The 24635-nt window shown below is 66.8% G+C and carries 24 protein-coding genes; 14 read left to right on the forward strand and 10 right to left on the reverse strand.

The window, feature by feature from the left end; all coding sequences use genetic code 11:
- Positions 1–364 precede the first annotated feature (364 nt).
- On the forward strand, positions 365–1309 hold the full coding sequence (locus ACFYOW_RS05800) for a rhomboid-like protein (RefSeq protein WP_387284836.1): 945 nt from the start codon (positions 365–367) through the stop codon (positions 1307–1309).
- Here the strand turns inward: ACFYOW_RS05800 and ACFYOW_RS05805 are convergent.
- Together ACFYOW_RS05805 and ACFYOW_RS05810 are read right to left on the reverse strand one after the other, a co-directional pair.
- Entirely contained in the window at positions 1211–2395 is a 1185-nt protein-coding gene (locus ACFYOW_RS05805) for a cation:proton antiporter (protein ID WP_387284838.1), read from the reverse strand. The two genes, ACFYOW_RS05800 and ACFYOW_RS05805, sit on opposite strands and share 99 nt — an antisense overlap.
- Before the next feature lie 4 nt (positions 2396–2399).
- A complete protein-coding gene (locus ACFYOW_RS05810) occupies positions 2400–2882 on the reverse strand; it encodes a cation:proton antiporter regulatory subunit (RefSeq protein ID WP_387284840.1) in 483 nt (160 codons plus the stop codon).
- A 155-nt stretch (positions 2883–3037) separates the two neighbouring features.
- Between ACFYOW_RS05810 and ACFYOW_RS05815 the strand changes: the two genes are divergently transcribed.
- Positions 3038–4234 carry a sensor histidine kinase gene (locus ACFYOW_RS05815; protein WP_387284842.1) on the forward strand — a complete coding sequence of 399 codons (1197 nt, stop codon included), beginning with the start codon at positions 3038–3040 and terminating at the stop codon, positions 4232–4234.
- Positions 4231–4875 (forward strand): response regulator, encoded by a 645-nt coding sequence (locus tag ACFYOW_RS05820; protein WP_387284844.1) that lies wholly within the window; start codon positions 4231–4233, stop codon positions 4873–4875. Before ACFYOW_RS05815 ends, ACFYOW_RS05820 begins: the two co-directional genes overlap by 4 nt.
- A 1-nt stretch (position 4876) precedes the next feature.
- Here the strand turns inward: ACFYOW_RS05820 and ACFYOW_RS05825 are convergent, their stop codons facing one another.
- Positions 4877–5251 (reverse strand): DUF952 domain-containing protein, encoded by a 375-nt coding sequence (locus tag ACFYOW_RS05825; RefSeq protein ID WP_387284846.1) that lies wholly within the window; start codon positions 5249–5251, stop codon positions 4877–4879.
- Between the two features lie 273 nt (positions 5252–5524).
- Between ACFYOW_RS05825 and ACFYOW_RS05830 the strand changes: the two genes are divergently transcribed.
- The gene (locus ACFYOW_RS05830) at positions 5525–5719 is read left to right on the forward strand and encodes a hypothetical protein (protein ID WP_029903635.1); all 195 of its coding nucleotides are present in this window, start codon (positions 5525–5527) and stop codon (positions 5717–5719) included.
- Positions 5720–5787: 68 nt separating this feature from the next.
- Here the strand turns inward: ACFYOW_RS05830 and ACFYOW_RS05835 are convergent, their stop codons facing one another.
- A complete protein-coding gene (locus ACFYOW_RS05835; protein WP_387286031.1) occupies positions 5788–6528 on the reverse strand; it encodes a TetR/AcrR family transcriptional regulator in 741 nt (246 codons plus the stop codon).
- Positions 6529–6671: 143 nt separating this feature from the next.
- On the opposite strand from ACFYOW_RS05835, the gene ACFYOW_RS05840 reads away from it, so the two are divergent.
- Together ACFYOW_RS05840 and ACFYOW_RS05845 are read left to right on the forward strand one after the other, a co-directional pair.
- Positions 6672–8417 (forward strand): DEAD/DEAH box helicase, encoded by a 1746-nt coding sequence (locus tag ACFYOW_RS05840; protein WP_387284848.1) that lies wholly within the window; start codon positions 6672–6674, stop codon positions 8415–8417.
- Positions 8417–8977: a hypothetical protein gene (locus ACFYOW_RS05845; RefSeq protein ID WP_387284850.1), complete on the forward strand. Its 561-nt coding sequence runs from the start codon at positions 8417–8419 to the stop codon at positions 8975–8977. Before ACFYOW_RS05840 ends, ACFYOW_RS05845 begins: the two co-directional genes overlap by 1 nt.
- A gap of 6 nt (positions 8978–8983) precedes the next feature.
- On the opposite strand, the gene ACFYOW_RS05850 is transcribed toward ACFYOW_RS05845, so the two are convergent.
- The gene (locus tag ACFYOW_RS05850) at positions 8984–9553 is read right to left on the reverse strand and encodes a class I SAM-dependent methyltransferase (RefSeq protein WP_387284852.1); all 570 of its coding nucleotides are present in this window, start codon (positions 9551–9553) and stop codon (positions 8984–8986) included.
- A gap of 121 nt (positions 9554–9674) precedes the next feature.
- Between ACFYOW_RS05850 and ACFYOW_RS05855 the strand changes: the two genes are divergently transcribed.
- Complete coding sequence (locus ACFYOW_RS05855; RefSeq protein WP_387284854.1) at positions 9675–10805, forward strand: AraC family transcriptional regulator; 1131 nt, start codon at positions 9675–9677, stop codon at positions 10803–10805.
- An 11-nt stretch (positions 10806–10816) separates the two neighbouring features.
- Here ACFYOW_RS05855 and ACFYOW_RS05860 read toward each other — a convergent pair whose 3' ends face one another.
- Positions 10817–11557 (reverse strand): SDR family NAD(P)-dependent oxidoreductase, encoded by a 741-nt coding sequence (locus tag ACFYOW_RS05860; RefSeq protein ID WP_387284856.1) that lies wholly within the window; start codon positions 11555–11557, stop codon positions 10817–10819.
- 107 nt (positions 11558–11664) lie between these two features.
- Between ACFYOW_RS05860 and ACFYOW_RS05865 the strand changes: the two genes are divergently transcribed.
- A complete protein-coding gene (locus ACFYOW_RS05865; protein WP_387284858.1) occupies positions 11665–12276 on the forward strand; it encodes a TetR/AcrR family transcriptional regulator in 612 nt (203 codons plus the stop codon).
- Positions 12277–12350: 74 nt separating this feature from the next.
- On the opposite strand, the gene ACFYOW_RS05870 is transcribed toward ACFYOW_RS05865, so the two are convergent.
- Positions 12351–14009, reverse strand: coding sequence for a DEAD/DEAH box helicase (locus ACFYOW_RS05870; protein ID WP_387286032.1), 1659 nt, complete (start codon positions 14007–14009; stop codon positions 12351–12353).
- Between the two features lie 288 nt (positions 14010–14297).
- Here ACFYOW_RS05870 and ACFYOW_RS05875 point away from each other — a divergent pair, with 288 nt between their 5' ends.
- Complete coding sequence (locus tag ACFYOW_RS05875) at positions 14298–15503, forward strand: YihY/virulence factor BrkB family protein (RefSeq protein ID WP_387284860.1); 1206 nt, start codon at positions 14298–14300, stop codon at positions 15501–15503.
- Here ACFYOW_RS05875 and ACFYOW_RS05880 read toward each other — a convergent pair.
- Positions 15473–15712, reverse strand: a complete 240-nt coding sequence (locus ACFYOW_RS05880; protein ID WP_387284862.1) for a DUF3039 domain-containing protein — start codon at positions 15710–15712, stop codon at positions 15473–15475. The genes ACFYOW_RS05875 and ACFYOW_RS05880 overlap by 31 nt on opposite strands.
- A 106-nt stretch (positions 15713–15818) precedes the next feature.
- Here ACFYOW_RS05880 and ACFYOW_RS05885 point away from each other — a divergent pair, with 106 nt between their 5' ends.
- The gene (locus tag ACFYOW_RS05885) at positions 15819–16238 is read left to right on the forward strand and encodes a DUF3099 domain-containing protein (RefSeq protein WP_387284864.1); all 420 of its coding nucleotides are present in this window, start codon (positions 15819–15821) and stop codon (positions 16236–16238) included.
- 96 nt (positions 16239–16334) lie between these two features.
- Here ACFYOW_RS05885 and ACFYOW_RS05890 read toward each other — a convergent pair whose 3' ends face one another.
- Positions 16335–17612, reverse strand: a complete 1278-nt coding sequence (locus tag ACFYOW_RS05890) for an MFS transporter (protein ID WP_387284866.1) — start codon at positions 17610–17612, stop codon at positions 16335–16337.
- Between the two features lie 275 nt (positions 17613–17887).
- On the opposite strand from ACFYOW_RS05890, the gene ACFYOW_RS05895 reads away from it, so the two are divergent.
- The 3 genes from ACFYOW_RS05895 (at position 17888) to ACFYOW_RS05905 (ending at position 21381) form a co-directional block, all read left to right on the forward strand.
- Entirely contained in the window at positions 17888–18628 is a 741-nt protein-coding gene (locus tag ACFYOW_RS05895) for a VOC family protein (RefSeq protein WP_387284868.1), read from the forward strand.
- 72 nt (positions 18629–18700) lie between these two features.
- Positions 18701–20218, forward strand: a complete 1518-nt coding sequence (locus ACFYOW_RS05900; protein ID WP_387284870.1) for a methyltransferase — start codon at positions 18701–18703, stop codon at positions 20216–20218.
- A gap of 194 nt (positions 20219–20412) precedes the next feature.
- The gene (locus ACFYOW_RS05905) at positions 20413–21381 is read left to right on the forward strand and encodes a sigma-70 family RNA polymerase sigma factor (RefSeq protein ID WP_063043586.1); all 969 of its coding nucleotides are present in this window, start codon (positions 20413–20415) and stop codon (positions 21379–21381) included.
- A gap of 170 nt (positions 21382–21551) precedes the next feature.
- Here the strand turns inward: ACFYOW_RS05905 and ACFYOW_RS05910 are convergent, their stop codons facing one another.
- Complete coding sequence (locus tag ACFYOW_RS05910) at positions 21552–22499, reverse strand: NAD(P)-dependent oxidoreductase (protein WP_387284872.1); 948 nt, start codon at positions 22497–22499, stop codon at positions 21552–21554.
- A gap of 849 nt (positions 22500–23348) precedes the next feature.
- Between ACFYOW_RS05910 and ACFYOW_RS05915 the strand changes: the two genes are divergently transcribed.
- Entirely contained in the window at positions 23349–24365 is a 1017-nt protein-coding gene (locus ACFYOW_RS05915; protein ID WP_387284874.1) for a LacI family DNA-binding transcriptional regulator, read from the forward strand.
- Positions 24366–24635: the final 270 nt, after the last annotated feature.

Here is a 24635-nt window from a genome sequence, read left to right on the forward strand (position 1 = left end):
CGATATTGCTGGGCCGCAATGGATCTCATGAATTCGCCGGTCGACACCAGGCGTTCGCACATTTGCAAGAACACAACGGCAATTCCGGTACGCATGCCGAATCTCATTGCGGCCCAGCGCCACCGAGCTGGATCAGGCTCGGTCGCCAACCGGACTTGACCGGCGTCGTGCCCTCGCGCCGGTGCTGCAGTATTCGCGTCGAACTGACAGAGGTTGCCCTCTTGGTCGGCGGACCAATTCTGCGGAGCCGACGTTGCCCCGGGTGTGAATCGACGTTAGGGCGGAAAGGCCAGCTCAGTGAGCCAGGACACAGACCGGGCGGGTCTGCGCGCAGAAGCGCCTCGGAACCGGCAGACTTGTCCATGTGGTTGCCCCCACTTTGCGCCGAATCCACTCCCCCTGGACGCAGACCGTCGACCTCGGTGACGAGTTGCGCGCGGTCTGGTCGTGGGCGCGTCGGCCCCGATTGGTGCGCCGACTACTGCCCGAACTGCGCCAGCACCTGTCCGGCGCACCGGCCAGCACGGCCTACGCGTTCACCTTGTTCGTCACCTGGTGGACGCTGCGCGGGGTCGGCGATTCGGTGGAGCGCAGGCTGATCTTCTCGGCCTCCACCAACCTCTACAACATGCAGCACAACCCGATCCAAGTGCTGGTGGCCTCGGCGTTCTGGACCCAGGGGCAATTTCCGTGGGTCACCATCGCGGAGATTCTGGTGGTCATGGGCTTCGCCGAACGCTGGCTCGGCACCAGTCGCTGGATTCTGCTGTTCGCGACCGGACATATCGGCGCGACGCTGCTCACCGTCACCGCCATCGACCATGCCATCGACCACCACGTCATCCCGGTTCGGGTGCAGTATGCGGCGGATGTGGGCACCAGCTACGGGTTCACCGCGGTTCTGGCGGCCATGGCGTTCCACTTCCGCGGTGTGGTCCGCGCAGTGTGGGCGGGTGTCATCGTCGTATTCCTCGGCTCGGCGCTGCTGATCGGACCGACCTTCACCGACTACGGGCATATGTGCGCGGCCCTGATCGGTTTGGCGGTCGGATTCGTCGCGTCGACCTTCTGGCGGCGCATCGAACGCCTGCGTGCCGAACGTGAGGCAAATTCCGCAGCGCCGACACCAGTGTCGACGAATCCGCTTGCGGCGCCTCGGATTCCCGCGGCCGCCGCCGATACCAGGACGAGTTCCGTGGCGGCGCAGCCGCTATCCAGTGCTGACGGCGGGGCTGAAGCGGCGCTGCACCATGCCGATGACCGGTTCGACGACGCGGGCCGCGATCGGGCCGAGCACCGCCATCAGTAGCACATAGGCCGAGGCGAGTGCGGCGAGTTGGACGTCGACCGCACCCATGCCCACCGCCAAACCCGCAATAACAATGGAGAATTCACCGTGCGCGACCAGTGCCGCGCCCGCGCGCGCCCGGCCCGTCCGGCGGATACCCTGCCGACTCGCCGCCCACCAGCCGGTGGCGACCTTGGTGAGCACGGTGACCACCGCGAGCAGGATCGCCCAGCCGAGTACCGGGGGAATGGCCCGCGGATCGGTGCTGAATCCGAATGCCACGAAGAAGATGGCCGCGAACAGATCCCGGATCGGTTCCAGCAGTTTGGTCGCCTCGCGCGCGGTGGAACCGGAGATCGCGATGCCGAGCAGGAATGCGCCGACCGCCGCCGAAACATTCAGCGCCGATGCCAGCCCGGCGACCAGCAACGCCGCGCCGAGCAGCTTCAACAGGAATACCTCGCGGTCGGCGCTGTCCACGATCGCCGAGACGTACCGGCCGTAGCGCAGCGCGACGACCAAGACGACGGTGACAGTGGCCAGGGCCAGCCCGAGCACGGTCAGCCCGCTCAGCAAGCTCGTACCGGCCAGGATCGCGGTGAGGATCGGCAGATACATCGCCATCGCGAGATCCTCGAAGACCAGGATCGACAGGATCACCGGGGTTTCCCGGTTACCGAGGCGGCCGAGGTCGTTCAGCACCTTGGCGACAATGCCCGATGACGAGATGTAGGTGACCCCGGCCATTGTGATCGCTCCGGTCATCCCCCAGCCGAGTATCAGGGCGACCACCACGCCGGGCGTCGCGTTCGCGACGAGATCGACCAGACCTGCGGCCCAGGAGCGACGCAATCCGGTCACCAATTCTGCCGCGGTGTATTCGAGGCCGAGCAGTAGCAACAGCAGTACGACGCCGATTTCGCCTGCGATATGGCCGAATTCGTTCGCGGCGCCCAGTTCTACCAAGCCACCCTGGCCGAAGGCCAGCCCGCCGAGCAGGTATAGCGGAATCGGGGACATGCCGAAGCGTGCCGCCACTCTCCCGAGCATGCCGAGGGTGAATAACACCGCCCCGAGCTCGATGAGGGCGAGCGCGGTTTCGTTCACGCTCTCACCCGTGCGTCAGGATCTTCGCGGCCGTGTCCAGACCGTCGGGGGTACCGACGACCACGAGTATGTCATCGGCGGTGAAAGTGAAATCCGGTCCGGGCGAGGGATGCAGCTGCCCCGCACGCATTACCGCGACGATGGAAGCCTTGGTGCGCGTGCGCATTCCGGTCTCGCCGAGGGTGCGGCCCTCGTATGGCGAATCCTCGGCGATGGGCAGCTGGCGGGTAGTGATCCCGGGTAGGTCGCGGTGATCCTCGCGTAGCTTCGCAACCAACTGCGGCGAGCCGAGTAGGTTTGCGAGCACCGCGGCCTCGTCGGGAGTCAGCGGCACTTGCGCGGCGCAGGAGTCCGGGTCATCAGGTTTGGAGACGATCAGATCGATGCCGCCGTCGCGGTGATCGACCACACCGATCCGGCGGCCCGACCGCAGCTGGAAGTCTTTCCGTACCCCGATCCCGGGTAGGGCGGTGACATCGACGTTCACACCTCCACCCTAACCGGCAAAAGCGGCTGACCGCCCAACAGCCCAGCGACCGCACCACGCGACGCCCGCGATCACCAGGGCCTGGGTCATCAAACCGACCCGGCCTCATTCCTTCGGCGGACCCGGGGACGCGGGGCATGTGCTGTGATGGGGCGATGCGACGGCAGTGGGATGCTTTGTCGGCGACCGTGCAGGACGCGCTGGTCGCCGCCTTCGCGCTCGTCCTCGGCGCCGCGCTCTATCTGACCGGCCTGTTCGAGATGGCCAGTGACCTGAGCCGCCATCCGTCACTGCCGGTGCGGTTCGGGGTGCTCGCGCTGATCTGTGTGGCGAGCTTCCTGCGGCGTCGCATGCCGATGTCGGCGCTCGGTATCGGGCTGATCCCGTTCGCCATCGATTTCGCGCTCGGTCCGACGGTGCCGGTCTGGCTCATCTATTCGGATCTGATCTATGCGGGTGTGCTGTATGCCGCGCCCGCGAGTTCGCGCTGGCTGGTCACGGTTTGCGGGGTCGTCTCGGCGATACTGACCGTGCTGGCGCTCGTGCTCGGCGACTGGCGGATCGCGGTGATCACCATCGCCGCGCTGTTCGCGTTCGTCGCGACGCCGCTGTGGTGGGCGCTGTCGGTGCGCGGGCACAAGGAGATCGCCGAGGCCGAACGCAAACGCGCGCAGGCGATGACACTGGTCGCCGAATTGGATCGGCGCGCTGCCATCGCCGACGAACGCAAGACGATGGCGCGCGATTTGCACGATGTGATCGCCGGACACCTGTCGGCCATCGCCATCCAGTCCGAAGCGGCGCTCGGGGTGCTGGCCCGGCAGGAAACCGATCCCACTGTGGCCGGGATCATTTCGTCGATCCGGTCCAATAGTGTCAGCGCGCTGCAGGAGATGCGCACCATGATCGGTCTGCTGCGCCGCGACGACGGCGCCGAGGACGATGCGGCCGCGCCGCGCAAACTGGCTCAGCTGCCGATTCTCGTCGATGCGGCCCGTGCCGCCGGAATCACCGTGCGCGTGCGGGATTCGCTGAACGGAACGGCGTTGCCGAGCGCGGTCGACCAGGCCGCGTACCGAATCGTCCAGGAAGCACTGACGAATGCCATGAAACACGCACCGGGACAGGAGGTCGATATCGACGTGCATACGGAGGCAACGGATCTGGCCCTCTCGGTGCGCAATCCCACGGTACCGGTGCGCAATCGACCACCCGACGACGCGCGCCACAGTGGTCTGATGAATATGCGGGAACGAGCCACAGCGCTCGGCGGCACCTTCACCGCCGGACCCGGCGCCGGTGGCTGGGAAGTCCTTGCGCGACTACCGATCTCGACGACGGAGGTGTCATGATCCGGGTACTGATCGCCGATGACCACGGCGCGATCCGGGCCGGACTGCGGATGATCCTGGAAACCGCCGAGGGCATCGAAGTGGTCGGTGAGGCCGCCGACGGCGATATCGCGGTGGCACAGGCCAAGGTACTGCGCCCGGATGTGGTGCTGATGGATGTGCGCATGCCGGGCGTCGACGGCATCACCGCAACCGGCCGGATCACCGACGACGGCCTGGCCAGGGTGCTCATCCTGACGACCTTCGACCTGGACGAGTACGTCTTCCGGACATTGCGCGCCGGCGCGTCCGGGTTCGTGCTGAAATCCGCTTCGGGACAAGCACTTGTCGATGCGGTGCGCGCGGTGGCCGCCGGTGACGGTGTGCTGGCGCCCGAGGTGACCGCCGCGGTGATCAATGCGTTCGCCTCGACCGACGGCGAACCGAGCAGGCCCGCGCCGGACGGCCTGGACGAGCTGACCGAACGCGAACGCGAGGTACTCGACTGTCTCGGCGACGGTCTGTCCAATGCGCAGATCGCCGCGCGGCTGTTCATCGGTGAGACAACAGTCAAAACACATGTCTCGCGCGTGCTCACCAAACTCGGTGTGCGGTCTCGCGTTCAGGCCGCCATCGTGGCGCGCGAGGCCAGGGAGCGGTAGGTCAGGACGCCGGAAAGTTCGGGTCGAGCGCGGCGAAGGTGCCGTCCGCCCCGGGCTGGTACTCGACCACTGCGGTGACCGCGCCCACCGGCAGCGGACCGTACAGATGTGGGAACAGCATCGATTCCGGATCGGTGGGCACGCCCGGTTCCCATTTCACCGGCGCGCCGACGCGGGCCGGATCGATACGCAGCAGCACCATGTCCCGCCGTCCGGCGAACAATCGGTTGGCGGGCAGATGCGCCTGCTGTGGCGTGGAGAGATGGATGAACCCGATCTCCTCGAACGACTCGGGGCGGTACTCGCCGGTTTGCCGGGCGGTCAGCCAATCGGCGAGTGTGCAAATGTGAACGAGCGTGTGAGTGTCATGGATCACGGGTAATCTCCCGGTAGACAACTGGATAGGCCTGTTCGTGATCGTGGTCGAGTGGAGTTCGATACGTAACCAGTGATGTTCGCCAGTAGCGAAATCCCAGGTGGTGTTATCGAAAACACACAGAATCACTTCCGGGAACAAAGCCCCCGTCCCGAACGTCTGACAGAGTAGTCATACCCCTGCTGGGAAGTAGCGGTAGCGAGCCCGCGGAGTGACCACGGGCCCCACACCAGGTGAACGGACTGTAGTGCCGGGAGCCAGGACGGAGGAGTCATGCCAGGAACCCTGACAAGCACCCCACTGACCGCGGTCGATCGTTGCGACCGCTGCGGTGCTGCCGCACGAGTTCGTGCCGTATTGCCCGCAGGTGGCGAGTTGCTCTTCTGCCAGCACCACGCGAATGAACACATGGATCGCTTGCGTGAGCTCGAAGCCGTGATCGATACGGAATCGGCTCCCGCGCTCTGACCAGTCCTCGCGTCCCGACACAACAGCATCGAACAACAGAACATCGCTGATAGACGACAGCGGGCGACCTACAGGTCGCCCGCTGTCGGCGTTTGCGGTCCCGCTACTCCGGACAGGATGCCGTCGAGCAGTTTCCCGAGACCGAAGGCGAAGTCGCCCGACGGGTCCGAGGGCGCTTGATAGCGTTCGCCTACCGCCGCACCGACCCGCGAGGCGATCGGGAACTCGTCAATCGACATAACCTCGGTCAGCAGCGGGCCGTGCTGCTCCCACCACTGCGCGTCGGTCAGCTCCGCGGTACTGCGGATTCCGGCGATCGCCATCCGCGCATTGCCGGTCGCGAATTCCGACAGCACCGCGATCACCCGATCCATAGCCAGATCGGATAACCCGATCCCCTCGATCGCAGCCAGCTGCCGTTCGTATCGGCGCATCCGGCCCGGACCGAGTACGAGCCGCCACGGTGGCACCTCGAGCAGCCACGGGTGCGCAATCAGTTCCGCACGGACCTGTTCGGCGATCGCGGACATTCGGTCACGGACCGGGAGATCGGCCGGGATGGGTACGTCCTCCAGTGCGACCGTGTCGACCATCAACACGGTCAAAGCCTCCTTGCTCGGCACATAGGTGTAGAGGCTCATCGGGCGCAGGCCGAGTTCGGCGGCGACCGCGCGGATCGACACCTTCTCGTACCCCTCCCGATCGGCGAGTGCGATCGCGGCGACGACGACCTCATCGACACTCATCGTCTGCTTCGGGCCGCGCCCACCGGATCGCGGTGGCACAGCATGTCGCCAGAGCAGGCTCATCAACTGTTTCGCCTGGTCGGTCACGTGGCCCTCTCGGAATTAATTCAGTACGCTGTACGTTGTTATAATACTCCGTACACCATACGACGAACTAGGGGACCGCTCTGCCCAGCACACAGGCCACCTACCTACCCGACCGCCACATGTTCGCGCTGTGGACTTGGAACGGATCCGCGCCCGGCCCCGCGCCCGAGGGCGATCGGGAAGCGCTCTCCCTGGCAGTGCCGACGGGTCCGGACGGCGCGATCGAGGTCACCGATGTCGATTGCGCACTCGTTGATCCGGACGAGCTGTTGAATCTGGACCTCGGTGACGCGGGCCCGTCCGTACATACTTGGCGCGCAGTACTGCAGGACGGAGCCGAACCGTGCGATGCGCAGACGGTGCCGCTGCCCGTTGCGGCGCACGCTGTCCCTGACGCTGCCGGAACATCGATCGTGTCCGCCGAGCGTGCGATGCGGGTGTTGCGTGAAACACGGTGCATCGGGGCGGAATTGCGGGCAGGGCTGAAAGCGGAGTTGCGGCCGTATCAGGTGCGCGGGGCGGGGTGGTTGCACGAGACCATCGCGGCGCACGGCGGGGCGGTCTTGGCCGATGAGATGGGGCTCGGGAAAACGGTGCAGACCATCGGGTTTCTGCTCGGGCCTGCCGAGAGCGGAGCGCAGCTCGTGGTTTGTCCGACGTCGTTGGTCGGGAACTGGGCGCATGAGATCACGCGGTTCGCGCCGGGGCTGCGGGCGGTGGTGTGGCGTGGGGGTGAGATCGCGAACGAGGCCGGGACAATTGTGGTGACGGGGTATCCGATACTGCGGTTGCACGGTGGTGTGCTGACCGATCGGTCCTGGGCGACAGTAGTTTTCGATGAGGCGCAGGCGTTGAAGAATCCGCGCACCCAGGTGTCCAAGGCGGCGCGGGCATTGACGGCGGAGGCGAAGGTCGCGCTGACGGGTACGCCGGTGGAGAACCATCTCGAGGAGCTGTGGGCGCTGCTGAATCTGGTGGCGCCGCGGCTGTTCGGGCATCGCACCCAGTTCCGCCGTCGATTCGTCCGGCCGATCCACGAGGGTTCGGCGGCCGCAGCGGGCCGACTGCGGGATGCGCTCGAACCGGTGCTGTTGGCCCGCAAGAAGGCTCAGGTCGCCGCATCGCTGCCCGCCAAGATCCACAGCGATCTGCTCTGCGATCTGACCACCGAACAAGAAGGGCTCTACGACCAGCTGCTCGACAAGGCGATCGATGACGGCTTCGGCCACGGCGCGCAACGGCAGAGCCGAGTGCTCGCGGCGCTCACCGCTCTCAAGCAGGTCTGCAACCACCCGGGACTGATCACCGGTGAGCTCGGTGAATTGGCGGGCCGGTCCGGGAAGCTGGATCTGTGCGCCGATATCGTGGCCAACAATCTCGAAACCGGCGACCCGACACTGATATTCACCCAGTATCGCGCCACCGGCGACCTGCTGGTCCGCCACCTGCACGAGCAATTCGGGGTGCGGGCGCCGTTCTTCCACGGCGGACTGAATCAGGCCGAGCGGGCCGAGATCGTTTCGGCCTTCCAGGCCGAAGACGGTGCGCCCGTGTTGATCCTGAGTCTGCGCGCCGCAGGCACCGGTCTCACCCTGACGCGTGCCGCCGATGTCATCCACTTCGACCGCTGGTGGAATCCGGCCGTCGAAGCCCAGGCCTCCGACCGGGTGCATCGCATCGGCCAGACCCGCACCGTCACCATTACCACCCTGACCTCGGGCACCACCGTCGAGGAACACATCGCGGGCATGCACGACCGCAAATCCGCCCTCGCGGACCTCAACGATTCGGCCGGGATCGCCGCGCTGGCCCGCCTCGACGACGACCAGCTCATCGAAATCCTGCGCCGCAAGAGGGAGAACTGATGGCGGACAACGAATTCGGATACACGGCATGGGGCATGGACTGGGTCCGGCTCGCCGAACCACTGCGCCAGACCCGACCCGACCCGCTGCTCCCCCGTGCCCGCAGCATTGCCCGCAACAACGGTGTCCAGGCGACCATCGACGGGCGCATCGTGCGCGCCGCAATCCACCGCGGTGGGCAGGCCTCGGTAACCCACATCGAAGTCGCGCCACTTTCCCGTTCGGCCATCACCGCGATCGCCGAAATCATCCCGGATACAACAGTTCTCACCGACGAAATGCACCGAGCGCTGGTCGATGCCGGCATCAGCCCGGCACCTGGCCCGGCCGGGACGGACTGCTCCTGTTCGGCGCGCACCGCCCGCTGCGTGCACGTCCTCGCGGTGTTGTACGACATGGCGCGCCGCGTGGACGAGAACCCTCGCCTGGCGCTGGAGATCCAGGGCTATTTCCAAGCGGCACCGCAGGATTCGACAGCGCCGGTCGAGTCTCCCCGCTGGACCCCGATCAATGCACTCGATCCTGCGGACTACTTCGATGCCGCAAGAGCGGTGCGCTGAGAGGATTCACTCGGGACGGCGGGCGCGGAAGCGGAAACTGCGGTCGCCGGTTTCGATCTCGACATCGGTGAAACCGGCTCGGGCGAGCCGGTCGGCGGCGTGCTCCGGCGGTACCGGCAGGCAGATGTCGCCGACGTGCAGCAGGCGGAATACGCGGCCGTCGAGGCCATCGCTGCCTGCGAATACACCGCCGGGGCGCAGGACGCGCAGGGCTTCGCCGAAAAGCGCGTCCTGTGCTCCGACAGTGGGTACGTGGTGCAGCATCGTGAAGCACACGACCGAGTCGAATTGCCCTGGGGGCAAGGGCATATCCGCGCCGTCGCCCGCGATCACCGTCATCGCGGCTCCGTGCCGAGTGCGCAGCCGATCGACGAGCACCGGATCGATCTCGACACCGGTCAGCTTGTCGGTGCGTTCTCGCAAGGCGCGGATATTGGCACCGTAGCCGGGGCCGATCTCGAGTGCGGACGCACCGAGGTCGAGACCGGACAGCGCCCACGGGACGATCCGCGTCGTACTCGTACGCTCCCACGCCGCCGATCGGCACATCAATTTGTGGACGTAGTTCATCGCCATGCGATTCACGCTAGAAGCGGCCGACTGTGACCACGAGAGGCTACGGTGACAAGTTGTGTCGCGAAACGGCCAATCCCTGGGGCACGGTCAACCCGGGACATCCCTGCCGAACGACGGATCCATGGTATTTCCGGCCGCGATCGGTGATACCGCTATGGTATTCGGCGCGGGCGTCATTTCCGCCGGCTACTGGTTCGACACTCATGAACATCCGCAGCACCAGATCGCCTGGGCGGCAAGGGGTGTTATCGCCGTCGAAATCGGTGACGGGTACTGGGTGCTGCCGCCGAGCCGCGCTCTATGGATCCCCGGCGGCACCCGACACCGAACCGGAACCGCCAACGGCGCGATCATGCGCGGCATCTTCGTAGCACCCGATCGATGCCCGGTCTCATGGACCACCCCGACGATGCTGCGCGTATCGCCACTACTGCGCGAACTGTTCGACCATCTCACCGGCCCCGACACTGCCCTCGCGCGTGCAGAGGACGAGGAGCGAATCGAGTCCGTCGACGAGCCCCCTCTCAGCGCCCACCCGCCCACGGCCACCCGAGCCGATCCGGTCGCCGCGCCGACTCGCATTCCCGCCGGCGACAGCCCCTCCGCACGACGCGAACGCACCAAGGCTCAACTCGAGCACTTCGACGAAAGTCCCATCAGCGCCCGCCCGCTCACGAACTCCCGTGCCGAAGAGAATGCGACGCCGAGTCGTAATCCTGAGGTCGCCGCCGGACGACGCGAACACTTCGAGCACGCGGAAGCGGTTCGAGTCGAGACTCCGGTCAGCGACCGCCCGCTCATGGACGCTCGTGCCGAAGAGAGGGCCGCCGCGCCGACTCGAGATCCCGCCGACGACATCGCAACACGCGAACGCGCGGAGGCGGTGGTCTTCGATCTGCTCGTGCCGGTCGACGTGATTCCAGTCGGCGCCCGCCGACCGGTCGATGCCCGAGCCGGACAGGTCGCCGACGTCCTGACCCGAGACCCTGCAGACTCCCGCACCCTCGCCGAATTCGCTGCCGACGCCGCGACCAGCCCGCGCACCCTGGCCCGTCTGTTCCTCGCCGAAACCGGAATCTCCTTCGGCCAGTGGCGAACCCAGATCCGCCTGGCGGCCTCACTGCCTCTGCTCGCCGAGGGCCTGCCGATCGCCCGCATCGCGGGCCGCGTCGGTTACGCCACGCCGAGCGCCTATGTCGCCGCCTTCCGCCGCACCGTCGGCGTCTCTCCCGGCCGCTACTTCGCCGGGTAATCGCGGTGGAGTCAGGCGTTGGTGCCGCCGTCGACGGTGAACGTCGCGCCGGTGATGCTGCGGCCGGAGGGACCGGCCAGGAAGGTTACGGTCGCGGCGATGTCATCGGTGGTGCCGAAGCGGCCGAGGGCAGTCAGATCGATTTGGTGCGGGGCGTGGTCGCCGTCGGCGGGGTTCATATCGGTGTCGGTGGAGCCGGGCTGCACCAGGTTGACCGTGATGTTGCGCGGACCGAGTTCGCGCGCAAGGGCTTTCGTGAATCCGTTGAGCGCGGATTTGCTCAGGTTGTACAGCGCGAGTCCGCCGAATGCGGCGCGCTCGGACAGGTTGCTGCCGATGCTGATGATCCGTCCACCCTCGGTCATATGTTCGACCGCCGCCTGCGCACCGACGAATGCCGCCCGCGCGTGGATATCCAGGGCGCGGTCGATCTCCTCGACGGTGAACTCCTCGAACGGCTTGGCCGAGAAGATGCCCGCGTTATTGACCAGCACATCGAGCCCGTCGAGTTCGGCCGCGCCCCGATGCACCGCCGCGACGACCGCGCCCGCGTCGGCGCTGTCCGCCTGGATGGCGATCGCGCGCCGCCCCAACGCTTCCGCGTCGGCGACCACAGATTTCGCCTGCGACTCATTGCGCTGGTAGGTCAGCGCCACGTCCGCGCCCGCGGCGGCCAGGTGCCGGACGATCGCCGCCCCGATCCCCCGGCTGCCGCCGGTCACCAGTGCCACTTTGCCCGTCAGATCCATCATCGCAACTGCCCCTAATTCTGTGTCGATCAATACATAAATAGCTAAGCGCATGGGCGGCGTAGGCGTCAAGAGGTATATTTAACGATCGACACAGAAAGGTATGGGCCATGGCCGAACGTGGACGCCCACGCGCATTCGACCGCGAAGTCGCGTTGCGTCGCGCCATGGAAGTGTTCTGGGAGCACGGCTACGAGGGCTCGTCCATGAGCGATCTCACCGCGGCTATGGGCATCAACTCACCGAGCCTGTATGCCGCGTTCGGCGGGAAGGAAGAGCTGTTCCGCGCGGCTGTAGGGCTGTACGGCGAGACCGAAGGCGGCTACACCGCACGCGCCTTGCGCGAGGAACCCACCGCTCGCGCGAGCATCGAAGCCATGCTGCGCGACAACGCCATGGCCTACACCCACGAGGACAAACCACACGGATGCATGGTTGTGCTTGCGGGTTCCACCTACACCACCCGCAGCGAAACCATCCGCGACTTCCTGGTCGAAAAGCGCCGCCAGACAACCGAGGACATCCACGAACGCCTGGATCGCGGTGTCGCGGACGGTGATCTACCGCCCGACACCGATACCGCGGCACTCGCCGGTTTCTACACCACGGTGCTGTACGGCCTGTCGATCCGAGCCCGCGACGGGGCGTCACACGCCGAACTCACCCAATCCATCGACTGCGCCATGGCTGCGTGGCCCGCATCGGCCATCGCACGCCGATAGCCAGGCCCTGTTGGCCCCGAGCGATCGCACATGCGCAGTCACAAAGCCATGTGCCGTACACAACGGCGCCTCGGTTACTTCCGGCGCAGGGCGGCGATGCGCTCACCAAGTTGGTCAGCGGTGGCCAATGCCGTTGGCGGACCACCGCATTCGCGGCGCAACTCACCGTGTATCACACCGTGCGGCTTGCCGGTCCGATGGTGGTGCATGGCGACCAGGCTGTTGAGCTCGCGGCGCAACTCACCGAGCTTATCCGCGGTCGCGACCCGCTCGGCGGCCGAGGCGACCTGCGGACCAGGATCGGGCGTCGCGGCCTCACCGCGTTCGGCGAGTTGCTTGGACTGACGTTCACGCAGCAGCGCCCGCATCTGCTCCGCGTCCAATAGCCCGGGAATCCCGAGGTAGTCCGCCTCCTCCGCACTGCCCGCGAAAGTGGCTGTGCCGAAGGAGGATCCGTCGTAGATCACCTGGTCGAGTTCGGCGTCCGCGGCGAGTGCGACGAAGGGCTTCTCGTCCTCGCCCGGCTCGTCCTTCTGCTTGTTCGCGTCGATCAGGAGTTCGTCTTCGAGACCGTTCTGCTCGCGGTGCGGCTTACCGATGACATGATCGCGCTGCAGTTCCAGCTGCGCGGCCAGATCGAGCAGCACCGGCACCGACGGCAGGAACACGCTGGCGGTCTCGCCTGGCTTGCGCGCACGCACGAACCGGCCGATCGCCTGGGCGAAGTACAGCGGAGTCGAGGCGCTGGTCGCATAGACGCCGACCGCGAGGCGCGGCACGTCGACGCCCTCGGACACCATGCGGACCGCGACCATCCACGGCTGGGTGTTCTTGCTGAATTCGGCGATCCGGTTCGAGGAGGACGGATCATCCGAGAGCACCACCGCGGGCCGCTCGCCCGAGATGTGTTCCAGCAGTTCGGCGTAATCGCGGGCCCGCTCCTGATCGGTGGCGATCACCAGACCACCGGCATCGGGCATACCGGTCGCCCGCAGCTGGCGCAGCCGGGTGTCGGCAGCCACGAGCACCTTGGACATCCAGTCGCCTGCCGGATCCAAGGCGGTGCGCCACGCACGGGCGGTGTGTTCGGCGCTCAGCGGCTCACCGAGGCGGGCCGAATACTCCTCACCCGCGCTGTCGCGCCAGTGCGCCTCACCGGAATACGCCAGGAAGACGACGGGCCGTACCACGCCGTCGGCCAATGCCTCCGCATAGCCGTAGGAGTGGTCGGCGCGCGAGCGCGGGAAACCGGCCTCATCGGGTTCGTAGATGACGAACGGGATCTGGCTGTCATCGCTGCGGAACGGGGTACCGGTCAGCGCGAGCCGGCGGGTGGCGTCACCGAATGCCTCGGCGGTCGCCTCACCCCAGGACTTCGCATCGCCCGCATGGTGGATCTCATCGAGAATCACCAGCGTTCTGCGTCTTTCGGTGCGGACACGGTGCCGCGCGGGGTGCGAGGCGATCTGCGCGTATGTGACCACCACGCCGTGATAGTCGCCGGAAGTCGCACCGGTCGCGTTGGAGAAGCGCGAATCCAGCTGAATGCCCACGCGGGCCGCGGATTGGGCCCACTGATGTTTGAGGTGTTCGGTCGGAGCGACCACCGTGACCTGGTCGACGGTGCGGTCGGCCAGCAGTTCGGCCGCGACCCGCAGTGCGAAGGTGGTCTTACCCGCACCCGGCGTCGCCACCGCGAGGAAGTCCCTCGGCTTGGTCGACAAGTACTTCATCAAGGCCCGGCGCTGCCAGGCGCGTAGCGAACCACCTGTGGAACCCGCGGCGCTCGATTTTTGCGAATCGCCCGGTGTTTCCGCTTCTCCCGCCACAGCGGCGCCACCCGACACAGTCACGAAGACGACCCTAGCTGTCCCCCATGGCGTGTCGCCAAACCGACGCGGCGTGGGCGACGGGCGTCACACGCCGAACCCTGCGCCACGCCGTGTTCATCTGCTCCCCATCGACTCGATGCCACGGCAAACCGGAACAATGTGCTCGGATGCGCGATGCTGGTAAGCATCATGACCGACGAAAGCGCTCTACCGCGCCACAGCCCGGGGGTCGGCGACCAGCCGATCCACAGCGGCGGAGGCGGCGCGGAACCCACGGTGGCGACCTATGCCCGCAACGCCGCAACGCGGGCTGCGCATGCCGCGCGACATGGTGGCAAACTCGTCGTGCGGGTGGCGGTGAAGTCATGGGACGATTCGATTTTCGCCAAATCCGCGGCCGCGGCGTTCTGGCAGACGATGTCGCTGGCACCGCTGCTGCTCGGGGTGCTCGGCAGCCTCGGTTACGTCGGGGAATGGTTCGGACCCGATACCGTGCAGATCGTCCAGCAGAAGATCATCGCGTTCAGCCGGGACCTGTTCAGCACCAGTGTGGTGAGCGATCTGATCGAACCGACCGTCACCGACGTGCTCAGTCGCGGACGCGCCGCCTTCGTCTCGGTGGGTTTCGTAATGTCGCTGTGGGCGGGATCCTCGGCCATGTCGACCTTCGTGGATTCGATCGTCGAGGCGCACGGACAGAAGGATGCCCGGCATCCGGTGTGGCAGCGCATCTTCGCGTTGCTGCTGTATGTGCTGTTCCTGGTGGTCGCGGTATTCCTGCTACCGCTGATCGCGCTGGGTCCGACACTGATCGGACGAGTGCTGCCGGATTCGTGGCGGGAACCCGGGTTGCGGATGATCGACTCGTTCTATTACCCGGGCGTCGGCCTGGTGCTGATCATCGGGCTCACCACGCTGTACAAGCTGGCACTGCACAAATCGCTGCCGTGGCATCGCTTGTTCGGCGGTGCGCTGGTCGCAGGCGTGTTCTTCATGGCCGCCAGCGAGGGACTGCGCCGCTATCTTTCGTGGGTCACCAGGACCGGTGTCAGCTACGGCGCGCTCGCAACGCCGATCGCGTTCCTGCTGTTCACGTTCTTCTTGGGCTTCGCGGTCATCCTCGGCGCGGAGTTCAATGCCGCGGTGCAGGAATTCTGGCCCGCCCGCAGCACCCGCATCGATCAGGTGAAGGAATGGTTGTCCAATCAGTTGGGCGGGGACGACTCCGGCACCGAGCAGGATGATCCGGGCACAGCTGAGGCCCCGAACCCACAGGAGGTTCGGGGGCCGATCGAGCGGACAGACGACAACGACGCCGACCGGGCACGACTCAGCGCGCGCGGCGATACGTCACCGGCGTCGGCTCAGTCGCCGCCCTTGCGCAAGCCGTCGTAGACCTTCTTGCAGTCCGGGCAGACCGGCGAGCCGGGCTTCGGCGAGCGCGTCACCGGGAAGACCTCACCGCAGAGGGCGACCACATGGGTGCCCATGACGGCGCTCTCGGCGATCTTGTCCTTCTTCACGTAGTGGAAGAACTTCGGGGTGTCGTCGCCCGTCGTCTCGTCGGTGGTCGTATCCGGGCGAACCAGAGTGTCGGTACTCACGGATTCCATGATGCCGCATACTCGCGAGCTCGGCTGATATCGGTCGGTGTTCGTCGAGCTGACCAGGCCATGTGCGGTGCGCCCTCGACAGTGGAAGACTCAGGGTATGCAGCAGTACGGCGACACCCCCGACGCCGACGACATCGGCAGCGGTGATCGCCCGGACGTCGCAATGCCGACGCCACCGCGCAAGTCCACCGGCTACTTCCCCGGCAATGACGAGAAGCATCCGGTGCTGATCACCGAGGCCGCGCCGTCACTGGAGGATCAGCACCGCGCCAGGGTTCGCCGCTACACCATCATCATGGCGTTCCGCATCCCTTGCCTGATCCTGGCCGCGGTCGCCTACAGCGTCTTCAGCAACGCCCTGCTCTCGATCCTGATCATCACCGCCTCGATCCCTCTCCCCTGGATCGCCGTCCTCATCGCCAACGACCGTCCGCCGCGCCGCAAGGACGAACCCAGTCGCTGGGACCGCCCCCGCACCGCCATCGAATCCCGGCCACACCGCGCCATCGATTCCTGAGGCGCCGACACGCCGACGGTCAAGCTGGACGGGTGATCACCATGCAACGGTGTAGGCAAACGTTGAGAACGGCCCGCCACCAGCGCATTCTCGGTGTCAGGGGTGGCGGCGGATGGTGGCGGACATGAGGGCTGCGGCGGCGCAGAGGGCGCCGGCGATGTACCAGGCCAGGTTGTAGGAGCCTTGGACGTCGCGGATGATGCCGGCACCGGTGGCGGCTATAGCGGAGCCGATCTGGTGGGAGGCGAAGACCCAGCCGAAGGCGACGGGGCCGTCGGCGCCGAAGAGTTCGCGGCAGAGCATGACCGTGGGTGGGACGGTGGCGATCCAGTCCAGGCCGTAGAAGATGATGAACACCCACATGCTCGGCTGGGTGTCCGGCGCGAACAGCGACGGCAGGATCAGCAGCGACAGTCCGCGCAGCGTGTAGTAGCCGACCAGCAGGTAGCGGGGGTCGGCGCGGTCGGTGAGCCAGCCGGAGAAGATGGTGCCCGCAACATCGAAGATGCCGACCAGTGCCAGCAGACCGGCGGCGGTGGTCGGCGGCATGCCGTGATCGTGTGCGGCACTGACGAAGTGGGTCCCGACCAGGCCGTTCGTCGATGCGCCGCAGATCGCGAATCCGCCCGCGAGCAGCCAGAATCCGGGACTGCGCGCGATCGTGGTCAAGACCGTCAGCGCGCGGGTCGCACCGCCGGTCGCCTGCACGCGCAGCCCAACTGTGCTGCCGGGTTCGGCACCGTACGCGCGAACGCCTGCGTCACTGGGGAAGTCGCGGATGAACAGCAGGACCAGCGGCACCACCGCCAGTGCGACACCCGCGACGATCAGCGAGGGCACTCGCCAGCCGTGCTCATGCGCGACAGCGGACACTACCGGCAGGAAGATCAGCTGCCCGGTCGCACCCGCCGCGGTGAGCACGCCGGTCACCAATCCGCGCTGGCGCACGAACCAGCGACCGGTGATCGTCGCCACGAACGGCATGGACATCGATCCGACGCCGACTCCGACCAATAGCCCCCAGGTCGCCACCAAATGCCAAGGCTGGGTCATGAATACGGTGAGGCCGCTACCCGCCGCGACGAGCACCAGTGCGCACGCCACCACCCGGCGGATACCGAATCGGTCCATCAGAGCCGCCGCGAACGGCGAAATCAGCCCATACAGCAGCAGATTCAGCGAGACCGCGGCACCGATGGTGCCGTGGGACCAACCGAACTCCTCGTGCAGCGGATCCAACAGCACACTCGGCACCGACCGGAACGCCGCCGCGCCCAAGAGTGCGATGAATCCCACACCGGCGACGATCCAGGCGGGGTGCAGCCGCCTCGGCACGGAATCAACAGGTACCCGAGGCGTCTGCAGTTCAGTCACCCGCTGAGCGTGCCGGAATTTCGCGCATCGAACGAGTGGCCGGAATGCCACAAACCGCCAAGATCATGCCACTTACGGCCGAGCCGAAACCGGCTCGACAGCATCGCGGTCGACACCTACTGTGTGGCGGGGGTAAACGACGGGAACTCTCTCAGCGCCAGTGATGTGCGACACATCCGCGCCAACCGGGCGCGGCCGCCGCCGAATCACCGGAAGATGCGACAACTGCACGCCGGCTGCGGCGCGGGAACTTCCGCCAGGAAACAGGAGAAAGCATGATTCGGTGGGTCTGGGCCTTCCTCGACCGCCCGACGCAACGTTTCGACGAATGCGCGACATTCTGGTCGACGATCACCGACACCCAACTCTCGCCGCGACGCGGCGAGAACGACGAATTCCTCACGCTCCTACCGGAGCCCGCACTCTTCGCCGATGCGGGCGTCAAGATGCAGGCGGTGACCGGACTCGGCCGGGTACACCTCGATTTCGACGTCGACGATGTCACCGCCGCGGTCCGCATCGCACTCGACCTCGACGCCGAACTGGTCGCCAACCACAAGAGCTACGCCGTGTTGCGCTCACCGGGCGGTCAGATCTTCTGCTTCACCCCAAGCGTCCGCGCGAAGGGCACTCCCGCCCCGGCCGTGCGCGCCCCAGACGGCACCCTCACCCGCCTCGACCAGGTCTGCCTCGATATCGGCCCGACCGACCACGCCGCCGAATCCCGCTTTTGGACCACCCTCACCAATTGGGACCTGACGCAGGGCCGCCTGCCCGAATTCGCCCGGCTGCGCGCGAAAGAGCCGATGCCGGTACAGCTTCTGCTGCAGCGCCTCGGCGAGGATCGACCCGCCGGCGCGCACATCGACCTCGCCTCCGTGGATATCGACGCCACCGCCGCCTGGCACGAGTCCCTCGGCGCGACACTGGTCGAGCGCCATGAGCACTGGATCGTCATGTCCGATCCGGCCGACGCGCCCTACTGCATTACCGGTCGCGACCCGAACGGCGTCTGAAATCGCACGCTGTCCAAGTGACACGACGAGCACGTTTCTGTTGCTGGCGTGTCGCGGTGGCAGAGTACCGGTGTGGCTACCAACCAGACGACCACCGGATCGCTGCTCACCGCGCTGTGCCCCGATCTGCGGGCCGCGCTGACCCGCGTCGGCTACGACGCCGACACGCTGCTGGAAGTGCTCGGCGCCGACGCGCACGCCGCACTGGGCCGGTCCGAACCGGTACCGGTGCGCCGCGCCGCTCGCCGAGCGGGCGCACTCGGAACCCTGATCCGCCTGTTGCTGCTCGGTGACGCACTGCCCGAACGCGAGGTCGCGGCCGCACTGGCACCGGTGGAGATCGACCGCGCGGTAGCCGCCGGCCTGCTCGCCCGCGACGGTGACGATGTGCGCGCAGCCCTGGACCTGCGTCCGCTCGACGCGGGCGAAGGCACCCGCTGGATCCTGTCCGACCTCGACGATTCGATGTTCCGGCGCACCCTGACCGAGGATCACGTGCTCGGCGTCGGCCACGCCTCCCTGTCGCTGTTGCGCGCCACCCCCACCCGCCGCGTTGGTTCGGTCCTCGACCTGGGCACCGGCTGCGGCGTCCAGGCCGTCCACGCCGCCGCGTACGCGGACCGGGTGACCGCGACCGACGTGAACCCGCGCGCCCTGTGGCTGGCCGAGGCGACGGCCGCACTCAACGGACTCGATATCGAACTTCTGGCCGGTTCCTGGTTCGAGCCGGTGGCCGGTCGCCGCTTCGACCAGGTGGTGGCCAATCCGCCGTTCGTCGTCGGCCCCGCTCGCATCGAACACACCTACCGCGACTCCGGGCTCGCCCTCGACGGCGCAAGCGAATTGGTGATCTCGCAAGCCCCCGCCCTGCTTGCCCCCGGCGGCACCGCCGCGATGCTGGCGGCGTGGGTGCATGTGGACGGCGAGGACTGGCGCCAGCGCGTCTCGTCCTGGCTGCCCGCGCACGGCGTCGATGCTTGGGTGGTCCAACGCGATGTCGCCGATCCGGCCCTCTATGTCGGAACATGGCTGCGTGACGCGGGTTTGGATCCGCGCGACCCGGCCGCACAGGAGCGCGCCGAACAGTGGCTCGACGCGTTCACCGCCGCGGGTGTCGAGGGCATCGGCTTCGGCTTCGTCTACCTGCACGCCATCGACGGTCCCACCGAGCTGCTCGCCGAGGACCTGACGCACGGCTTCGAAGATCCGCTCGGCGCCGAGGCCACCGCGTATTTCGCGCGCTCGGCCTGGTTGCGCCGCGCCGCCGCCGAGGAAAACCTCGCCTGGTCAACACGTTTCGTGGTCGATCCGGCAACCGCGCTGGAACGGGTCTATCTGCACAGCGAACTCGGTTGGGAGCAGCAGGTCGCGCGGCTGCACCGCGGCGACGGTCCGCGCTGGCAGCACGAAGTGGACGAGTCCACCATCGCACTCGTCGCGGGAATGCGCGCCGAGGGTTTGCCGTTACAAGAACTGCTGGAACTGCTCGCGCTCGCCGACGGATCGGGCGAAGTGACCGAGGAGTTCGCGGCCGACGCATTATCCGTGGTAGCCGGATTGGTCCGCCACGGTTTGGTGCGGCCCGTGTAACGAAGCGGCAACCGCTCGCATCCCTCCGGACGCTTCGCGCAAGGGCTGTTCCGACAGGGTGGGGTTCTCAGGAACTTCTCAGACGCGAGTGATGGAAACCGCAGTTCAGAGCGGTTTATCGGAGCAGTAGCGGGGAACTTTCTACCTGTCGGGTCCGTTGTTCGGAGTGAGACACCACCGACAGGAGGCAAGTCATGACAAGCCCCGCCACCACTCGTGTGCGCACCAGCGATTCGGACCTCGACGCCCAGAGCCCTGCCGCCGACCTGGTACGTGTGTACCTGAACGGGATCGGCCGTACCGCACTGCTCACGGCAGCCGACGAGGTCGAGCTGGCCAAGCGCATCGAGGCGGGCCTCTATGCGCAGCATCTGCTGGAGACCGGCAAGCGACTGTCGGCCACCCGCAAACGCGATCTGGCCGCCGTCGTTCGTGAAGGCCAAGCCGCGCGCTCGCATCTGCTCGAAGCCAACCTCCGGCTCGTGGTCTCCCTCGCCAAGCGCTACACCGGCCGCGGTATGCCGCTGCTGGACCTGATCCAGGAGGGCAACCTCGGCCTGATCAGGGCAATGGAAAAGTTCGACTACGCCAAGGGATTCAAGTTCTCCACCTATGCCACCTGGTGGATTCGGCAGGCCATCACCCGCGGTATGGCTGATCAGAGCCGCACCATCCGCCTCCCCGTGCATCTGGTCGAGCAGGTCAACAAGCTGGCCAGGATCAAGCGGGAACTGCATCAGCAGCTCGGTCGCGAGGCCACCGATGCCGAACTCGCCAACGAGTCCGGTATTCCGGTCGACAAGATCTCCGATCTGCTCGACCACAGCCGCGACCCGGTAAGCCTGGATATGCCGGTCGGCAATGACGAAGAGGCCCCGCTGGGCGATTTCATCGAGGACTCCGAGGCCACCTCGGCCGAATCAGCAGTGATCGCCGGGCTCCTGCACCACGATGTGCGCAGCGTGCTCGCCACCCTGGACGAGCGCGAACAGCAGGTTATCCGGTTGCGCTTCGGCCTGGACGACGGCCAGCCGCGCACCCTCGATCAGATCGGCAAGCTCTTCGGGCTCTCCCGAGAGCGTGTTCGTCAGATCGAGCGTGAGGTCATGTCGAAGCTGCGCAAGGGAGAGCGGGCCGACCGCCTGCGCGCCTACGCCAGCTGATTCCTGCAATAACTCGGGCCGGTGATCCCGGCACGTGCCCATGACGCCGGACTACTCCGAGGCCGGTTCGGCGTCCGGCTTGGTGACCCTGGAGGTCACCTCGAAACGCCGACCGGTGACCGCGCGTCCCGCCCCCTCCGGGTTCGCGCGAGCCGGTCGGCGAACCCCATTCAATCCCCGCCGAGTCCGTCGTCGACCGCGACGTTCTCTGGTTTCAGTTCGAGTGCGGAGTTCGCGGCCTGCAGATCGAGCAGGACCGCGAAATCTTCGTGCACTCGACCGCTGCCAACACTGGCCTCGACCAGTTGCGCGGTGGCCTCCGCAAGCGGCATCGGTACGTCGCGTCGGCGAGCCGCGTCGAGACCGAGATCGAAATCCTTGCGCAGCAGGATCGGGGTGAAAGTCGGTGTGTAGTCGAGGTTTACGAAGGCCGGGGTCTTGTAGCGCGTGAAGACCGAACCCATGACGCTGTTGTTGAGGAAGTCCAGGAAGGCCGCGCGGGATACTCCGCCCTTCTCCGCGAGGACGGTGACCTCGGCCATCGACTGGGTGACCACACCGAGGAACAGGTTGTGGCAGATCTTGACCAGCCGCGCCACATCGCCGGCACCGACATAGGTGACGGATTTACCGATGGTGCGCAGTAGTGGTGCGACGCGTTCGTAGACATCCAGCGGACCCGAGGCCGCGATCGAAAGTCCGCCCGCGGCGGCCACCTTCGCGTTGCCGCTGACCGGTGCGGCCAGGAAGCCGACACCACGCAGTTCGCAGGCCGCACGAATGGCCGCGGAGGATTCCGTCGAGACGGTCGAGCAGTCCACCACTATCGCGGGTGCAGATTTTTCGTCGGCGAGCAGGCCGTCGGCGCCGAGTAGGACCTGTTCGAGGTCGGCTTGGGTGGAGACCATGGTGAACACCACGTCGAGGGTGCGCAGATCCGCGATGTGGTCGGCGATTGTGCAGCCGTGTTCGGTCAGTGGTTCGGCCTTGGCTCTTGTTCGGTTCCACACCGCGACCTGGGTGCCCGCTGCGGCCAGGCGGGTGGCCATCGCGGCACCCATTCTTCCCGCGCCGATCCAGCCGACCGCTTGTTGTTGAGGCGATTCTTCTGGACTCACCCGCACTCCTATGCAATCGTTTGCAGCAATAAAAGGTACGGCACACACTAGCATGAAAGGCGCATGTCGCCTGTCGTGTTGCAAACGAGTGCAGGACACCCCACAGCCGTCGCGGGCTCATAGCGACCGGTGTTCATCGCGCCGCAGTCCACACCGTGTCGCACTGCGGCCCGCCCATCCCACGCCGTCACCGATCGTCAACGCCATTGCCGCCGACCATCCCACCGCCGCCGCCCGCCGCACATCGCGCCACTGGCCCATTCCCAGCGCCGCGGCCGACCGGACCGCCGCCTGCCCAAGCACGCCGCCGCCTATATCCATCGCGCACCGCGTGCTGCGGCCCATCGCCTATCGCACACCGTCACCGATCGCTCAACGCCATCGCCGCCCGTCCCACGCCGCCGACCCTTCGGCCATCGCACACCGAACCCATCGCGCTGCCGCCAATCGCCATAGCCATCGCGCACCGCCTGTCCATTACCGCCCGGCGGCACACCATGCCGCCGCCTACTGATCGCGCACCGCGCGCTGCCGGACATCGCCATCGCGCCGGTAACCGATTGTCCAACGCCGTCGCCGTGGCACATCGCGCAGCAGCCCGTCCATCGCGCGCCGCAGATTCGCTCATCACGGCCTGCCCGGCGCGGGCAAAACAATTTCGACTCGGCTGAGCGCCGCAAGCCACTTCGGATTGCGGCTGAAGTCGTTGCCCGGGGAAGCGGATGGATATCTGCCTGCGCTGCTGCTATCGCCACGCACGGCGGCCGGGATGCCCCAGGAGCTGAATCCGGCGCTTGGAGCGGGGATGACACAAGGTGGTGCGGTGCGGGGCCGCTTAGTATTTCTGCAATGCAGGGACCCACACTCCGGGATGTGGCCGATGCGGCCGGTGTGCATACGGCCACGGCGTCGCGCGCTCTGAACCCGAATGCCCGCGCCTTGGTGAATCCGGAGACTGCCCGGCGGGTGCTGCGGGCGGCGGAAACGCTCGGTTATCGGCCGAATCCGATTGCCAGGAGTCTGAAGACCGCGAAGTCCGGGACGGTCGGGGTGGTTATTCCTGATCTCACCAACCCCCTGTTTCCGCCGATCGTGCGCGGCATCGAGGATGTGCTGGGCCCCGCCGGGTACAGCACCCTGATCGTCAATACCGACGACCAGCCCGAACGCGAGCAGGCGCAGATCACCTCGCTGCGCTCGCGCCAGGCCGAAGGTCTGATCATTGCCACCGCGCTGCTGAAACATCCGCTACTGCAACAGTTGCACAAGCAGCGCGTGCCGATGGTGCTGGTCAATCGCCGCACCGAGGAACTCGCCGTCGGATCCGTCGCCGCCGATGACGCGGCGGGAATCGGGCTCGCCGTCAAGCATCTCGTCGAGCTGGGCCACCGCCGGATCCTGCATCTCGCAGGCCCGCAGACCACCTCCACCGGTGTCGAGCGCCTGCGCGCCTTCCGTACCGCCGCTCGCGAACACGACCTGGACGACTCCGATCGAATCATGGTGTGTGACAGGTGGACCGAAGACGCCGGAGCCCGAGCCCTGCGCACCGCACTGGATTCCGCCGACGATTTCACCGCAATTGTCGCCGGAAACGACCTCATCGCCCTCGGCTGCTACGACGTCTTCGCCGAACGGAACATCGCCTGCCCCACCGACATCAGCCTGACCGGCTTCAACGGCATGCCTTACCTCGACAAGCTCAGTCCCGCACTGACCACCATCGCCATTCCCCACCACGACATCGGCCGCGAAGCCGCCCGCATGCTCCTCGAATCCATCGCCGAACCCGACCGCACCCCCCGCTCGGTCCTGCTCCCCGCATCCCTGGTCCCCCGTGCCTCCACCGCCCCACCCCGTCACTGACAGATCTGCCCGCGATCGGCGACGGTGTTGAGATACTCCCGGGCGCAGCCACGGCCCCGCTGCACCGCTCACCACCGAGCAAACCGCACCACGCGCACACGGCAGCGAATCGAACGACCGGCTTGGATCTGACGGATTGCGACGTCGGCCCATGCTCCCCGTGCGGCCACGGTCTCCGATCGAACCGGTCCAGGCGCCATGCACCGGCACTTCAAGCCACCTCAACCCCGCCGCCGACCGGTTCGCCCGCGATCGCGACGCTGCCGATGC

Source organism: Nocardia sp. NPDC006982 (genome assembly GCF_042869435.1).
Classification (GTDB): Bacteria; Actinomycetota; Actinomycetes; order Mycobacteriales; family Mycobacteriaceae; genus Nocardia.

Coding starts and splice junctions, on each gene's coding strand:
- ACFYOW_RS05815 (WP_387284842.1), top strand. CDS start 3,038: ATGCGACGGCAGTGGGATGCTTTGTCGGCGACCGTGCAGGACGCGCTG.
- ACFYOW_RS05820 (WP_387284844.1), top strand. CDS start 4,231: ATGATCCGGGTACTGATCGCCGATGACCACGGCGCGATCCGGGCCGGA.
- ACFYOW_RS05830 (WP_029903635.1), top strand. CDS start 5,525: ATGCCAGGAACCCTGACAAGCACCCCACTGACCGCGGTCGATCGTTGC.
- ACFYOW_RS05835 (WP_387286031.1), bottom strand. CDS start 6,528: ATGAGCCTGCTCTGGCGACATGCTGTGCCACCGCGATCCGGTGGGCGC.
- ACFYOW_RS05840 (WP_387284848.1), top strand. CDS start 6,672: ATGTTCGCGCTGTGGACTTGGAACGGATCCGCGCCCGGCCCCGCGCCC.
- ACFYOW_RS05845 (WP_387284850.1), top strand. CDS start 8,417: ATGGCGGACAACGAATTCGGATACACGGCATGGGGCATGGACTGGGTC.
- ACFYOW_RS05850 (WP_387284852.1), bottom strand. CDS start 9,553: ATGGCGATGAACTACGTCCACAAATTGATGTGCCGATCGGCGGCGTGG.
- ACFYOW_RS05855 (WP_387284854.1), top strand. CDS start 9,675: ATGGTATTTCCGGCCGCGATCGGTGATACCGCTATGGTATTCGGCGCG.
- ACFYOW_RS05860 (WP_387284856.1), bottom strand. CDS start 11,557: ATGATGGATCTGACGGGCAAAGTGGCACTGGTGACCGGCGGCAGCCGG.
- ACFYOW_RS05865 (WP_387284858.1), top strand. CDS start 11,665: ATGGCCGAACGTGGACGCCCACGCGCATTCGACCGCGAAGTCGCGTTG.
- ACFYOW_RS05870 (WP_387286032.1), bottom strand. CDS start 14,009: ATGAAGTACTTGTCGACCAAGCCGAGGGACTTCCTCGCGGTGGCGACG.
- ACFYOW_RS05875 (WP_387284860.1), top strand. CDS start 14,298: ATGACCGACGAAAGCGCTCTACCGCGCCACAGCCCGGGGGTCGGCGAC.
- ACFYOW_RS05885 (WP_387284864.1), top strand. CDS start 15,819: ATGCAGCAGTACGGCGACACCCCCGACGCCGACGACATCGGCAGCGGT.
- ACFYOW_RS05895 (WP_387284868.1), top strand. CDS start 17,888: ATGATTCGGTGGGTCTGGGCCTTCCTCGACCGCCCGACGCAACGTTTC.
- ACFYOW_RS05905 (WP_063043586.1), top strand. CDS start 20,413: ATGACAAGCCCCGCCACCACTCGTGTGCGCACCAGCGATTCGGACCTC.
- ACFYOW_RS05915 (WP_387284874.1), top strand. CDS start 23,349: ATGCAGGGACCCACACTCCGGGATGTGGCCGATGCGGCCGGTGTGCAT.